Below are 14,179 nucleotides of genomic sequence, written 5' to 3' on the forward strand. Positions count from 1 at the left end.
CCAGTAGGGGATGTTAGCCTAATGCCTAAACCTACTCGATACATTCTTTAGGCAAGGAGCTTTAATAGTGGTTGCAACTCCAGACAAGCTCGAACATTCTCATCATCTCGCATCTTCAGGCTCAGAACGAGTTGCGGTTTTATTGATGGGATATGGCGAAGTCGAAAGTTACGAAGATTTTGCAAATTATAATGAACAAGCCTTGAATCTGCTGACTGCTAAATTTGCACCCGTTCCAACTTGGGTCTATCCCCCTTTGGCAAAACTTTTAGCGGTGTTTGATCTGCATGAGTGGGGTCATCAGCATGGCAACTTTATTTCTCCACACAATGCGATTTTTGAGCGGCAACGCGCCGGGGTAGAAGAAATTCTGCAAGAGAAATGGGGCGATCGCATTCAAGTCTTTAAAGCGTTCAACTTCTGTAAGCCTTTTCTTCCAGAGCAAGTGCTTGCCGAAATCAAAGCGCAGGGGTTTTCAAAGATCTTGATTTATCCTTTGCTCGTTGTGGATTCGATTTTCACGAGTGGAATTGCAGTGGAGCAAGTCAATAAGGCTTTGGCGAATTCGGCAGACGAGGGAGAACATTGGCTGAAGGGAACGCGGTATATTCCTTCTTTCTTCGATCGTCCGGAATATCTCAATCTGATGGCGCGGATGGTTGAGAAGCAGATTCAATCAGATTTAGCGGAGCGCTATCTCCCGTCTCAAATTGGGATTGTGCTGATGAATCATGGCTGTCCTCATAAAGCGAAAGGCTTTACCTCTGGGATTACCGAGAGTCAGGCGCTTTATGATAAGGTTCGCGATCGCTTAATTGACAAGTATCCTTTGATCTCGGTCGGTTGGCTCAATCATCAAACTCCGTTGATTGAGTGGACGCAACCGAATGCGGATTTGGCCGCAAAGAATTTGATCGAATTGGGTGCGAAAGCGATCGTGTTTATGCCGATCGGATTTGCGACTGAAAATCATGAAACGCTGTTAGATGTTGAACACATCATTGAGAAGTTGCATCGCAAATATTCTGATGTGAAATACGTGCGGATGCCTTGTGTGAATGACGACGCAGACTTCTTGAAGATGGTGGCAGATTGGGCGAATCCACAGATTGATTCGCTGTTGACGGAAGAGGCGTTAGCGGTGACTCCAGTCCACGGTGAGGTACATCATCATCACCATCATGGGCACGATCATGACCATGATCACGCGCACGATCACGAGCATGCTCATCACCATTAATCACGGGTTCGCATTGTTTTGATAGATGAAATCCCGCTCAATCTCCCCAAATTTGGAGGATTGAGCGGGATTTCTGAATTAGAACCAGAGCGATTTATTGATCCTTGCGTTTCCAACCGGGTTTAACGACTTGGCGGGCACGCGCGATCGCTAAACAATCATTCGGCAAATCTTCGGTGATCGTCGAACCTGCTGCGGTTGTGACATCTTCCCCGATCGTAATTGGCGCGACCAAACAATTATTTGAGCCGATTTTGGTACGATCGCCGATTGTAGTTGGATATTTCTTCACGCCGTCATAATTGACGGTAATCGTTCCGGCTCCAATATTGACGCGATTACCGATCGTGGCATTGCCCAAATACGACAAGTGCGCCGCATTCGTTTTCTCACCTAGTTTCGTATTTTTCAATTCCACAAAATTTCCGACTCGGCAACCCTGTCCGATCTCAACTGGCGCTCTCAAATGCGAATAAGGTCCAATCTGGGCATTGTCATGAATCACACTGCCCGCTACGACTGAAAACAGAACCGTTACGTTCTCTCCAATTTGGCTGTCTTCAATTAAGCTCCCAGGTCCGATGCGGCTTCCAGTCTTGATCGTTGTCTTGCCACGTAAATGGGTTTGTGGCTCGATCGTCACATTGGCTTCGAGTTCGACCGTATCGTCGATCGTGACGCTATTGGGGTCAATGATGGTCACGCCTTCTCGCATCCAGCGATCGCGAATTCGTTTCTGCAAAATCGCATAAGCATCAGCCAGTTGAGCGCGATCGTTAATCCCCAAAACCTCTTGATAATCCGGGACATCAACCACAGTCACTGCATCAAAGAAGTTAATCGCATCTGTGATGTAATACTCTTTCTGCTCATTATTAGAGTTCAGCTTGGGCAAAACCTGAACCAGATCTTTCCAGCGAAAACAATATGCGCCTGCATTCATGCGATCGTTTAATCGCTGCTCAGGGGTACAGTCTCGATCCTCGACAATTTCGGTCAAAATCTGATTCTCGTCACAGAAGACTCGTCCATATCCAGTCGGATCAGGAACATGGGCTGCAAGTAAGGTTGCTGGATTACCTTTTGCGCGATGGGTTTCAAGAAGCAGAGAAAGCGTTTCGGGGCGTAAAAGTGGGAGATCGCCATTTAAAACGATGAGATCATCGTCAAAGTTTTCTAGAGATGGAATCAATTGTTGAATTGCGTGACCTGTTCCTAACTGTTCGGTTTGGTCAACAAACTCGATCTCGTCTGGATAATCTGCTAATGCTTCTCGAACTGAATCTGCCTGATAGCCAACAATCACTAATCGACGAGAAGGCGCGATCGCAGTTGTGCTGCCCAAAACTCGTTCAACGAGCGATCGACTTCCCAACTGATGCAACACCTTGGGTAAATCCGATTTCATCCGTGTTCCGCGACCTGCTGCCAGAATTGCCACCGCTACCATACGTTTTCTACTTGCTCAATACGAGAGGGAGTATACCGTGAGTCGGTTATTCCTTCATCTTCTAATGAATCTTCACCGGGAAGTTTTAATTTTTAATCGGACATAATAGTACAATTGCTTTGATTTTCCCTCGTTTTCTATGCGTCGCGATTCGATCTTTTATGCGCTGTTTCGGCAATCTCCCTCGCTTCTGTTTGAGCTTCTAGACTCCCCACCCCTGAATGCAGAAGCTTATCGATTCGACTCGGTTGCAGTCAAAGAGCCAAAATTTGAGATCGATGGCGTATTTCTGCCGCCTGATTCTGAGGCTGCTGGAATTGTCTATTTCTGCGAAGTGCAATTTCAAAAAGATGAACTGCTGTATGAAAGGTTATTTAGTGAGTCGTCTTTTTACTTCTACCGAAATCGGACGAAGTTCTCAGATTGGCGAGGAGTCGTAATTTATCCTTCACGCAGCACTGAGCAATCAGATACTCTTCCGTTTGAGGATCTATTAGGAGGGCATCGGATTTGTCGAATTTACTTGAGTGAATTAGGCGAGATAGAACAGTTGCCGTTGGGAATTGCACTGATGGTGCTCACGACGATCGCTGAAAATCGCTCCTTTGAATCTGCTCGTGGCTTGCTCGATCGAGTGCAGCAGTCCGAATTTTCAACACAAAAAAGACGTGACATCATAGAGATGGTCACTACAATTCTCGTTTACAAATTCACAGACCTAGGTCGGCAGGAGATTGAACAGATGCTAGGAACTTCACTTCAACAGACACGGGTTTATCAAGAGGCAAAAGAAGAAGGTAGAGAAGAAGGCAGAGAAGAAGGTAGAGAGTATGAGTGTCGATCGCTTGTCTTACTTCAACTGAATCAGAAACTTGGGTCGCTTTCAGAAGAAACGATCGCTCAAATTTCCACCTTGACTCTTGACCAATTGGAATCCTTAGCGATCGCTCTACTCAACTTCACAACAATGCGCGACTTGACAGCCTGGTTAGAACAAATTTGTTAGTTTCTCAAAGTTCATACAAAAATTTAGGGATTGCACGAAAGTCTCGATCGAAGAGCGTTATGATCGGAAATCTTGGAAGCGCCCGATTCGTGATTGAGCCGTCTCAGATTGTTTTACCCCTTGATTCGCGTCTCGTTTCACTGCTCAATCGCGCGACTCGAAGGACGACTTCCGAATCGACGAATTAAAGGAATTAGCACTGTGACTCAATCAGACTTTCTCGCTAAGAGTGACCCCGCACTCGCCGAAATGCTTCAACAAGAACTCCAACGCCAACGCGATCACCTCGAACTGATCGCCAGCGAAAACTTCACATCGCCAGCGGTGATGGAAGCGCAAGGTTCAGTTTTGACCAATAAATATGCAGAAGGCTTGCCCAATAAGCGGTACTACGGTGGCTGCGAATTTGTCGATCGCGTCGAACAACTCGCGATTGATCGGGCAAAAGAACTCTTCGGAGCAGCTCACGCCAACGTTCAACCTCACTCTGGGGCACAGGCAAACTTCGCTGTTTTCCTCACGCTGCTCAAACCGGGTGACACGATCATGGGCATGGACTTGTCCCACGGCGGACACTTGACCCACGGATCGCCCGTCAACGTCTCAGGGAAATGGTTCAACGTTCAGCACTATGGCGTGAGTCAAGCGACCGAGCAATTGGATTATGACCAAATTCGGGATTTAGCCCTTCAGCATCGTCCGAAATTGCTGATTTGCGGCTATTCGGCTTATCCACGTGTGATTGACTTTGAAAAATTTAGAGCGATCGCAGATGAAATCGGCGCATACTTACTCGCTGACATTGCTCACATTGCTGGATTAGTCGCCACTGGACATCATCCAAACCCGATTCCGTTCTGTGACGTTGTAACGACAACAACTCACAAAACGCTACGTGGGCCGAGAGGCGGTCTGATCATGACTCGCGATGCTGAATTGGGTAAACAACTCGATAAAGCTGTCTTCCCTGGAACTCAAGGCGGACCTTTGGAGCATGTGATCGCTGGAAAAGCTGCAGCGTTTGGGGAAGCATTGAAGCCCGAATTCAAAACCTATTCGGGTCAGGTGATTGAGAATGCCGCAGCAATGGCATCTCAGTTGCAAAATCGCGGCTTCAAGATCGTTTCAGACGGAACTGACAATCATCTAATGTTGGTAGACTTACGATCGATCAAAATGACCGGAAAGATTGCCGATCAACTCGTCAGCGGTGTCAACATCACGGCAAACAAAAATACGGTTCCGTTTGACCCGGAATCGCCGTTTGTCACCAGTGGTCTAAGACTGGGATCGCCTGCCATGACGACCCGCGGTATGGGAACAGCAGAATTCACCGAGATCGCAAATATTATTGCCGATCGCTTACTCAGCCCAGAAGACGACACCGTCGCTCAAGATTGCCGTCGTCGAGTGGCTGCATTATGCGAACGCTTCCCGCTTTATCCGCATCTTGCGGCTCAAGTTCCAGCGCTGGTCTAGGGAAATGATAGGGAGTCGTAGTTCACTACCATCAATTGGATAGCGGGATAGGGAGTAATCTGTATCTGAGTTCTCCCTATCTCCCTACCTCCTCACAGGATTGCTTCCAATCCTTCCTGATTCGAGTCGAGTGCGCCGAATAATCGTGACAAAGGCATCCTGAAGGGGATGCCTTTCGTTGTGTTTGAGTGAACAAATCTTGCGATAGATGATAAATATCAAAATAAATTTATGAATTAAATAGTCAACCGTGGTTCATAATTCTTTGCGAAGGATTCGCGAATCCGTAGTACACTCTCCCTGAAGCTTCTGTTCTTCCTACCTACGATTTCTAATGCCGTCGTTTTTTGCCGCATTCCTGATTTCTTTCCTCGTTGTTATCGTGACAACCCCCATCATCAACCGCTATGGCAGGCGAATTGGCTTGGTCGATCAGCCCAACCATCGCAAAGTTCATCAACGTCCCATGGTGCGACTGGGTGGCGTTGCCATGTTTATTGGGGTCGTGATGGCGATGTTGGTCGCTTGGGGAATGGGAGGATTTGATTTCCTCAGACCTGGAAAAGAGTCAGAGGTCTTAGGAGTCGCGATCGGTGGAATCGCCTTCTTTTTGATCGGGCTGGCTGATGACTTGTTTAACCTCTCACCGAAAACCCGATTAATCCTGCAAGTGGTCGTGTCCGGGCTGGTTTGGCAATCCGGTGTTCAGATTGATTTCTTGACGAACCCGCTTGCCGGATTAGGATTGTCGGCATTGCCAGAATGGGCAAGTCTTGCCATTACCGTGGTCTGGTTGGTGGGAATGGCAAATGCAATTAACTGGATTGATGGGTTAGATGGCTTAGCAGCCGGAGTGTCAGGCATCGCAGCTTTTGTGATGTTTTGGACTTGTCTGTTTATGGGACAGCCTCATGCCGCATTATTTGCAGCGGCTTTGGCAGGAGCAGCGTTTGGATTTTTACGCTACAACTTCAACCCAGCTCAGATTTTTATGGGTGACGGTGGGGCGTATTTTATCGGGTTTACTCTCGCTGCTGTGAGTGTGATTGGTCTTGTGAAAAGTGTCACGACTGTCGCAGTCTTGTTGCCTTACGTAATTTTGGCGGTTCCGATTTTGGATATGTCTGCTGTGATTCTCGATCGCTTACGGCGCGGAAAATCTCCGTTTGTGGCGGATAAGCGACATTTACATCACCGCCTTCTTAAAGCAGGACTCTCGCAACGGTTGGCGGTTTTGTTTATCTACTCGCTGACGCTTTGGGCAGGGAGTTTGGCGATGGCAGTATCAGGAATGCCAAGCGGAGTGGGATATGCGATCGCGGCGACAGTGATCTTAAGCGTAACGAGTTGGCAAGTTTGGCGCACCGCACGATGAACGCAGAAATTATTAGCGTCGGCACAGAGATCTTGCTCGGCGATATTCTGAACTCGAATGCTCAGTTTTTAGCGCAGCAGTTTGCGGAATTGGGCATTCCCCATTACTTTCAAACTGTGGTGGGAGATAATCCTGAGCGGTTGAAACGGGCGATCGCGATTGCCAGCGATCGCGCAAATTTGATCGTTTTCACAGGCGGATTAGGACCGACTCCAGACGACTTGACGACCGAAACGATCGCCGATTTTTTCCAAACGCCTCTGGTTGAAAAGCCAGAAATCATCGAAGACATTCAGCAGAAATTTGCTCAACGCGGTCGGATGATGACCGATAACAACCGCAAGCAAGCCTTGATTCCGGAAGGTGCAAACATCTTGTGCAATGCGATCGGCAGTGCGCCCGGTATGATTTGGCAGCCGCGCGCTAATCTGACCATTCTGACGTTTCCAGGGGTTCCGACTGAGATGAAGTATATGTGGCGTGAAGTCGCTGTACCTTATCTCAAATCGCAAGGCTGGGGAAAAGACATCATCGTGAGTCGAACGCTGAGATTTTGGGGCATTTCAGAATCCGCACTGGCTGAAAAAGTTGCACCATTTTTTGATTTGCAAAATCCCACTGTTGCGCCGTATGCCAACTATGGAGAAGTAAAATTAAGAATTTCAGCGAAGGCTGCTTCTGCTGAAGCTGCCCAAGCGTTAATTACGCCGATCGAACAGCAATTGAGCGAGATTGCAGGCATTGATCAATATGGCGCGGATCAAGATACGTTAGCTTCTGTAGTCGGTGACTTGCTGAAATCGCGTCATGAAACCCTGAGCGTTGCTGAATCTTGTACAGGTGGCGGGTTAGGACAAATGCTGACTCGTGTTTCAGGAAGCTCAGCCTACTTTTGGGGCGGAATTATCTCTTATGACAATTCAGTTAAAGAAAAAATGTTAGGCGTTGATCCAAGTGCGATCGCCGAGCAAGGAGCCGTGAGCGCAATTGTTGCCGAACAGATGGCGATGGGAGTGCGTACTCAACTGAATACAACTTGGGGCGTGAGTATCACAGGTGTCGCAGGACCAGAGGGGGGTACGGACGCGAAGCCCGTGGGACTGGTTTATATTGGCTTAGCAAATGCTGAAGGCGCGACAAGCCAACCGTATCGATTTGGCGATCGCGGTCGAGAATGGGTTCGTCAAGTCAGTGCTTGCAGCGCCTTGGATCAACTCCGGCGGCGGTTGTTAAACAAGTCTTAAGTTTTATAACTTGCGTTTAATCTATCTTTCGGTATGATGTTTAAATAGCCGATCTTCCTACTCCGGGATCATTGGTTTTCCAAAATCCGCCTGATAAAATTAGGTTACGCTTCAATCGCTGATTGAGCAAAATTTAGACCCTATCAAAGGAGCCGTCTGACTGATGGATTACGTTGAAAAGGTATTAGAAAAGCTTAAAGAATGGGCACGTCGCTTGATCGAAACCCTCTTAGGTCCTGAAGAAGAACCTGAAGCAGAGTTGATCCCAATCCCCGTTCACGACCGCCCTCGTCATCGCTAGTTTGACGCTACTTACGAGGCAAGTGAGTTGGACAGCATTTTGGTTCTCCACGGACCAAACCTGAACCTCCTGGGTAAAAGAGAACCTGGAGTTTACGGGGTTGCTACGCTGGACGAAATTAATCAGGCTTTAGAAAAGGAAGCTCAGTCGCTCGGGTTTGAAATTGCCACAGCGCAATCGAATCACGAAGGCGCGCTTGTTGATCTTATCCACGATGCGATGGGTCGTCACGCTGGGATTTTAATTAATCCAGGTGCATATACGCATACGAGTGTTGCCATCCGAGATGCGATCGCGGGTGTGAATCTGCCAGCGGTTGAAGTGCATCTCAGCAATATTCATAAGCGCGAAGAATTTAGACATCATTCTTATATTGCTCCAGTCGCGATCGGACAAATTTGTGGATTTGGAGCCGAGAGCTACCGTTTAGGATTGCAAGCACTTGTACACTACTTAAGACAGAATATGTAGTCTCTATCAGTTTCAATGAATAGTGCGGTGCGCTTAGCGGTCAATGGTACATTGATGCGCGGGCTTGAACTCAATCAAAACTTATTAGCGATCGAGGCGAAATTTCTGCGAGAGACGCAGACTGAGCCAGCCTATCGAATTTGGTCAATTGGCGATCGTCATCCGGCAATGTTGAAAGTCAAAGAAAAGGGCGTTGCAGTGGCGGTCGAAGTGTGGGAAGTTCCCGCCAGTGGATTAGGAACGCTATTGATGCAGGAACCGCCTGGATTGTCGATCGGGAAAGTTCGGCTGATTGATGGCGAAGAAGTATTAGGCGTATTGGGCGAGCCTTTTCTGTGTGAAGGGCAGGTCGAGATTACTGAATACGGCGGGTGGCGAGCTTATACCGAGGCAAAAAAATGACGAATGACCCAGAGAAATTTGTCGAGGTGATGTCTGAAGTGGTTGCGATGCCGATTCCGGACGAGTATCGAGAGAGTGTCGTTGCCAACTTTCAGCGAATTCAGACTGTTGCGCAATTGGTGTTAGAGTTTCCGCTTCCCGAAGAGATTGAAATTGCCCCGGTGTTTGAACCATGACGATTCCTGATGCGACCCAAATTGCGACTGCCGTTGCAAACCGCGAAGTTACCGCAAAGTCTGTGACAGCAGCGGCGCTGGCTCGAATTGCCGAGGATAATCAAACTTATAACTGCTTTACAACGGTTTTGGCAGAGTCAGCGATCGCAGATGCCGATCGTATCGATCAAAAAATTGCGGCAGGAGAAGAAGTTGGAGCCTTAGCGGGGGTTCCTTTTGCCGTGAAAGACCTCTTCGATGTTGCAGGAATTCCAACGTTAGCAGGTTCTAAAATCAATGCTGACAATCCACCCGCGACAGAAGATGCAACGCTAGTGGCTCGATTGAAGCAGGCGGGTGCAATTTTAGTCGGCGCGCTCACAATGGATGAGTTTGCTTACGGGTTCACGACTGAGAATGCACACTATGGAGCAACCCGGAATCCGCATGATTTAGAGCGAGTTGCAGGAGGGTCATCCGGCGGCTCAGCGGCAGCCGTAGCAGCAGGGCTTGTCCCGTTTAGCTTAGGGTCTGATACGAATGGCTCGATTCGCGTTCCTTCCTCGTTCTGCGGGATTTTTGGACTCAAGCCAACTTATGGAAGGTTACCGCGATCGCGTACCTATCCGTTTGTGGGCAGTTTGGATCATCTCGGTCCGTTTGCGCGATCGACTCGTGACATTGCACTCCTGTTTGACCTGATGCAGGGGTACGATCCGAGCGATCCAGTGTGTACCCAAAGACCGCCCGAACTTTGTTTACCCGAACTGGCAAAAGGCAGTGAAGGATTGAGAATTGCGATCGCGGATGGTTACTTTGCCAAAGGTGCTGAGCCAGAAGTCTTTGAAGCTGTTCAGAAAGTGGCAGAAGCGTTGGGGGTGACTGAGCGCGTGATCTTGCCAGAGGCGCATCGGGCAAGGGCAGCCGCATTTGTGATGACGGGGGTAGAGGGAGCGAATTTGCATTTTGAGCATCTATGCACTCGTCCCCAGGATTTTGATCCGGCTGTGCGCGATCGCTTGTTGGCGGGAGCATTGATGCCAGCGCAATGGTACTTGCAAGCGCAGCGATTTCGGCAGTGGTTTCGCGATCAAGTCCGCGAAGTTTTTCAGTCAGTCGATATTATTTTGGCTCCAGCGACTCCTTGTGTCGCGCCTCGGATTGGACAGCAAACGATGGTTTTAGATGGGCAAGAGATGCTCGTGCGCCCGAATATTGGCATTTTTACACAACCGCTTTCATTCATTGGATTACCAATTATTTCGGTTCCAGTGAAACGAGAAGGATTGCCGTTAGGAGTGCAAATTATCGCTGCTCCTTATCAGGAAGCCTTAGTGTTGCGGGTTGCAGCAGAATTGGAAGCGAAGGGTGTTGTCTCACTGAGTTAACTTTTTCATGTGTTAACTCTTTCAACAAAAGCGACCAGAGAAATCCACAACCGGGTATCTATGATCTTGGTGAATGTGTCAATTTAGCAAGACATAGGAGAAAAACTTTGCTTTACTCATTACTTCTTACGGCTGCACCTCGGACGATCGAATGGTCACCGGGTGTCGGAATTACCATGACGCTGTGCTGTTTGTTTTCAGTTGCGATCGGACGTTTTGCGATCAAAAATCGCGGAGTTGGCGCGAAACTTCCCGTTAGCACTCCTGCATTGTTTGAAGGATTCGGAGTTCCTGAACTTTTAGGAACGATGAGCTTTGGACATGTTCTAGGTGCTGGTGTAATTCTCGGACTGAGCAACGCAGGCGTGCTGTAAGCGAGAAGATGACAAGCTTCCTCACCGATCGTTTTGACTCAAAAAGAGTTGACTCAAAGCGATGGGTGAGGAAGTTATTTTTAGGTTGAGATGCAGAGACAGAAGAACTACTTGTCAACACTCCCTACTCCCCACTCCCCACTCCAGTTTCAATACTTCACCGCCATAGACACATGCGAGAATACCTGCCATCCGCTAAGATTGCTGCATCCGTTCCCTTACCTTGACGTTTATCATGGCTCATCGTGCGCTACTTCTGGTTAATCGCAATGCTCGCAAAGGTCAGCAACAACTCGAAGCAGCGATCGCTCAACTGCAATCGGTTGGCTTTGAACTGATCGAAGCGCCGATTGATCGTCCTAGCTTACTGCCACAAGTGATTCGAGACCATCGCGATCAGGTTGATTTAGTGATTGTGGGTGGAGGAGACGGAACGTTGAATGCAGCCGTACCGGGTATTGTGGAAACGCAACTCCCACTGGGAATTTTGCCGCTTGGAACTGCAAATGATTTGGCTCGAACTTTGGGCATTCCGTCCACTTTAGCGGAAGCGTGTCAGGTCGTTGCAGGTCGGAAAGTGGAGCATATTGATCTAGGTTGGGTAAATGGTCACTATTTTTTCAATGTGGCAAGTTTGGGATTGAGTGTGCAGATTACGCGCGGTTTGACGAAATCAGTCAAACGGCGCTGGGGTGTGCTGGCTTATGCAGCGACCGCGTTGAAAGTGCTTTGGAAATCGCGGAGATTTAAAGCGGAAATTGTCATCAATGGTCAGTCTCAGAAAGTGAAAACCATTCAAATTGCCGTGGGGAATGGGCGTTACTATGGCGGGGGAATGACTGTCGCAGAAGATGCTGCCATCACTGATGGTCGTCTAGATCTGTATAGTCTTGAGATTGATCATTGGTGGCAAATGCTGGCTGTCTTGCCTGCATTGAGACGAGGAACACAAACCCGATCGCCTTGGGTGCAGACTTGGGCGGGAGAAGAGTTTTTTGTGTACTGTCCTACCCCAAAATCGATCAATACGGATGGGGAAATTACAACTTCAACGCCTGCTCACTTCAAGGTGATTCCAAAGGCACTGCCTGTTTTGGTTCCGTAAGGCTTCTGAGGTAGAGGGTTCCAACTGTTGCTAAGAAGGTGAAGTATGCGATCGCTTCTGCCCAGTAAAAGCGATCGACATAACCAAACAAGGTATGCAAAATCACGCCCGGAAATTGTTTTTGAGGTAGGACTTGCGAAGTATCCCAAATCAAGCCGCCTAAAATGCAAGAATCTTGATTACAGGGGAAGTTTGGATTGAGCACTAAACTTTTATTCAGATGTGCGAGTACTCCAATCACTAAGCCCGAAACAATCAAGAGTAAAAAGATTCCCATGACTTGGAAGAACTGCTTGAGATTGATTTTAATGCCGAGTTTGAACAATAAAATCCCGATGATCGTCGCCCCACAGAGTCCACCAATTGCACCAATCACAGGTGAGCCACCTTGCTGAAATTGGGCAGCGATAAACACAACAGTTTCAAAGCCTTCTCGCAGAACTGCAAAAAAGATAATGCCAAAAATGCCCCAAGCGGCATTGGTTTGAATGGCGCGATCGAGTTCGTGTTCGACTTCACCTTTTAAGGATTTTGCTTGTCGGGTCATCCAGATCAGCATCCAACTTAAAAGCGCGATCGCGATCAGTCCAAATATCGCTTCGAGCAATGGTTTTAAATACAGTTGATTAGTCGTGTCTAAACTCGATAACGTTCCAATAAATATGGTTCCAATTGCAACGCTTGCGAGAATTCCTGCTGCAATGCCAGCGTAAACCCAAGGATTCAGATACGAGCGATTCGCTTTGTTCAGATACGCCAACACAATTCCGACAACGAGAGCAGCTTCTACACCTTCTCGCAGGGTAATCACAAACGTCGAAAGCATACATTCAAACCTGAAGAACTATGACTTATTTTAGAAGCTCGATCGAAGCTATCATCGATTTAGGAGGAAAAAGCGATGACTCAAGCCAAGCCGAGATTTAGAACGATCGAGGAATATCTTGACTATGACGACGGGACAGACACCCGTTACGAGTTAGTGAATGGAGAATTAGTCGAGATGCCGCCGGAAATGCCGATTAACAATTTGATTGTTAGTTTTCTGTTTGCGACATTTTTACGGATCGGAATTCCTCATTATCGATTGGTGATTGGTCATCAGGTTGTAACAAGTTCAACTAAGGTCACAGCACGACAGCCCGATCTAGTTGTGCATACAGAAGAATCTGTCTCTGCGATTTTGAGCGGAAGTCGAGTGTTGCAAGCTGAGATGCCACCGCCCTTGCTAGTGGTTGAAGTTGTCTCTAACAGCGAAGGAGACAAACGATCGCGCGATCGCGATTACGTTGAGAAACGCAAAGAGTATGCGCTGCGGGGAATTGCTGAATATTGGATCATCGATCCGAATCGTAGTGCTGTGACCGTACTCGCGCTGAATGGGGATGAATATCAAGAAATGGGCTGTTTTCAAGATAATCATTGCATCGTTTCTCCGGTATTTCCAGCACTAGAAATCACTGCAAAACAAATCTTACAGGCTGGAATGTGAGATTCAGTCGAATCCTAACCTGCTGCTATTCTAGACACCAAACTTCACGGAAGTTGTGAGGCAATGCCTTTAAGTTATCATCGGCTTAGAAGGAGAGAAGCCATGACCCAAGCCAGGCCGAGGTTTAGAACGATCAAGGAATATCTTGACTATGACGACGGGACGGACACCCGTTACGAGTTAGTGAATGGAGAATTAGTCGAGATGCCGCCGGAGATGCCCATTAACAACACGATCGCAGTATTCCTGATTGTGACGTTTGTAAGATTGGGTATTCCTCATTATCGTTTGGCGACTGGGCATCAAATTGTTGTTAGTTCGTCGAGAGTAACAGCACGACAGCCCGATCTAGTTGTGCATACAGAAGAATCTGTCTCTGCAATTTTGAGCGGAAGTCGAGTGTTGCAAGCTGAGATGCCACCGCCCTTGCTAGTGGTTGAAGTTGTCTCCAACAGCGAAGAAGATCAACGATCGCGCGATCGCGATTACGTTGAGAAACGCAAAGAGTATGCGCTACGGGGAATTGCTGAATATTGGATCGTCGATCCGAATCGCAATACTGCAACTGTCCTGGCTCTGAATGGAAATGAATATCAAGAAATTGGCTGTTTTCAAGAAGCCGATCGCGTCGTTTCTCCTACCTTCTCAGAGCTAGATCTCACTGCAAAACAGGTTCTCAATGCAGGAATGTAAATTA

Annotated in this window: 17 protein-coding genes; 15 read left to right on the plus strand and 2 right to left on the minus strand. The window is 47.9% G+C overall.

Annotated elements, in window-relative coordinates:
* The first annotated feature begins 67 nt into the window (after positions 1 to 67).
* Positions 68 to 1,240 carry a ferrochelatase gene (locus tag LEPBO_RS0113570; RefSeq protein ID WP_017288119.1) on the plus strand — a complete coding sequence of 391 codons (1,173 nt, stop codon included), beginning with the start codon at positions 68 to 70 and terminating at the stop codon, positions 1,238 to 1,240.
* Between the two features lie 94 nt (positions 1,241 to 1,334).
* Here the strand turns inward: LEPBO_RS0113570 and glmU are convergent, their stop codons facing one another.
* Entirely contained in the window at positions 1,335 to 2,690 is a 1,356-nt protein-coding gene (gene glmU, locus LEPBO_RS0113575) for a bifunctional UDP-N-acetylglucosamine diphosphorylase/glucosamine-1-phosphate N-acetyltransferase GlmU (RefSeq protein WP_017288120.1), read from the minus strand.
* 139 nt (positions 2,691 to 2,829) lie between these two features.
* Between glmU and LEPBO_RS0113580 the strand changes: the two genes are divergently transcribed.
* The 12 genes from LEPBO_RS0113580 to LEPBO_RS0113630 all read left to right on the plus strand — a co-directional run bounded on the left by LEPBO_RS0113580 (position 2,830) and on the right by LEPBO_RS0113630 (position 11,990).
* Positions 2,830 to 3,696 carry an Rpn family recombination-promoting nuclease/putative transposase gene (locus LEPBO_RS0113580; RefSeq protein ID WP_017288121.1) on the plus strand — a complete coding sequence of 289 codons (867 nt, stop codon included), beginning with the start codon at positions 2,830 to 2,832 and terminating at the stop codon, positions 3,694 to 3,696.
* 59 nt (positions 3,697 to 3,755) lie between these two features.
* Complete coding sequence (locus LEPBO_RS44430) at positions 3,756 to 3,884, plus strand: hypothetical protein (RefSeq protein WP_263970826.1); 129 nt, start codon at positions 3,756 to 3,758, stop codon at positions 3,882 to 3,884.
* A 13-nt stretch (positions 3,885 to 3,897) separates the two neighbouring features.
* Positions 3,898 to 5,175, plus strand: coding sequence for a serine hydroxymethyltransferase (glyA, locus tag LEPBO_RS0113585; RefSeq protein ID WP_197693267.1), 1,278 nt, complete (start codon positions 3,898 to 3,900; stop codon positions 5,173 to 5,175).
* A 334-nt stretch (positions 5,176 to 5,509) separates the two neighbouring features.
* Positions 5,510 to 6,550: a glycosyltransferase family 4 protein gene (locus tag LEPBO_RS0113590; protein WP_017288123.1), complete on the plus strand. Its 1,041-nt coding sequence runs from the start codon at positions 5,510 to 5,512 to the stop codon at positions 6,548 to 6,550.
* Positions 6,547 to 7,794 (plus strand): competence/damage-inducible protein A, encoded by a 1,248-nt coding sequence (locus LEPBO_RS0113595; RefSeq protein ID WP_017288124.1) that lies wholly within the window; start codon positions 6,547 to 6,549, stop codon positions 7,792 to 7,794. Before LEPBO_RS0113590 ends, LEPBO_RS0113595 begins: the two co-directional genes overlap by 4 nt.
* A 163-nt stretch (positions 7,795 to 7,957) precedes the next feature.
* Positions 7,958 to 8,095 (plus strand): hypothetical protein, encoded by a 138-nt coding sequence (locus LEPBO_RS43320; protein WP_017288125.1) that lies wholly within the window; start codon positions 7,958 to 7,960, stop codon positions 8,093 to 8,095.
* A gap of 27 nt (positions 8,096 to 8,122) precedes the next feature.
* Positions 8,123 to 8,566 (plus strand): type II 3-dehydroquinate dehydratase, encoded by a 444-nt coding sequence (gene aroQ, locus LEPBO_RS0113605; RefSeq protein WP_017288126.1) that lies wholly within the window; start codon positions 8,123 to 8,125, stop codon positions 8,564 to 8,566.
* A 15-nt stretch (positions 8,567 to 8,581) separates the two neighbouring features.
* Entirely contained in the window at positions 8,582 to 8,968 is a 387-nt protein-coding gene (locus LEPBO_RS0113610; protein ID WP_017288127.1) for an allophanate hydrolase-related protein, read from the plus strand.
* Entirely contained in the window at positions 8,965 to 9,144 is a 180-nt protein-coding gene (locus LEPBO_RS0113615) for a DUF4089 domain-containing protein (protein WP_017288128.1), read from the plus strand. The genes LEPBO_RS0113610 and LEPBO_RS0113615 overlap by 4 nt, the downstream gene beginning before the upstream one ends.
* Positions 9,141 to 10,511: an AtzE family amidohydrolase gene (locus LEPBO_RS0113620; RefSeq protein ID WP_017288129.1), complete on the plus strand. Its 1,371-nt coding sequence runs from the start codon at positions 9,141 to 9,143 to the stop codon at positions 10,509 to 10,511. Before LEPBO_RS0113615 ends, LEPBO_RS0113620 begins: the two co-directional genes overlap by 4 nt.
* Before the next feature lie 107 nt (positions 10,512 to 10,618).
* On the plus strand, positions 10,619 to 10,885 hold the full coding sequence (psaK, locus tag LEPBO_RS0113625) for a photosystem I reaction center subunit PsaK (RefSeq protein ID WP_026148626.1): 267 nt from the start codon (positions 10,619 to 10,621) through the stop codon (positions 10,883 to 10,885).
* Positions 10,886 to 11,120: 235 nt separating this feature from the next.
* On the plus strand, positions 11,121 to 11,990 hold the full coding sequence (locus tag LEPBO_RS0113630; protein WP_017288131.1) for a lipid kinase: 870 nt from the start codon (positions 11,121 to 11,123) through the stop codon (positions 11,988 to 11,990).
* On the opposite strand, the gene LEPBO_RS0113635 is transcribed toward LEPBO_RS0113630, so the two are convergent.
* On the minus strand, positions 11,950 to 12,816 hold the full coding sequence (locus tag LEPBO_RS0113635) for an FTR1 family iron permease (protein WP_017288132.1): 867 nt from the start codon (positions 12,814 to 12,816) through the stop codon (positions 11,950 to 11,952). The two genes, LEPBO_RS0113630 and LEPBO_RS0113635, sit on opposite strands and share 41 nt — an antisense overlap.
* 75 nt (positions 12,817 to 12,891) lie before the next feature.
* Here LEPBO_RS0113635 and LEPBO_RS0113640 point away from each other — a divergent pair, with 75 nt between their 5' ends.
* Both LEPBO_RS0113640 and LEPBO_RS0113645 read left to right on the plus strand, forming a co-directional pair.
* A complete protein-coding gene (locus LEPBO_RS0113640; RefSeq protein WP_017288133.1) occupies positions 12,892 to 13,482 on the plus strand; it encodes a Uma2 family endonuclease in 591 nt (196 codons plus the stop codon).
* A gap of 102 nt (positions 13,483 to 13,584) precedes the next feature.
* Positions 13,585 to 14,175, plus strand: coding sequence for a Uma2 family endonuclease (locus LEPBO_RS0113645; protein ID WP_026148627.1), 591 nt, complete (start codon positions 13,585 to 13,587; stop codon positions 14,173 to 14,175).
* The last annotated feature ends 4 nt before the right edge of the window (positions 14,176 to 14,179 follow it).

The sequence above is a fragment of the Leptolyngbya boryana PCC 6306 genome, from assembly GCF_000353285.1.
In the GTDB taxonomy this organism is placed as follows: Bacteria; Cyanobacteriota; Cyanobacteriia; order Leptolyngbyales; family Leptolyngbyaceae; genus Leptolyngbya; species Leptolyngbya boryana.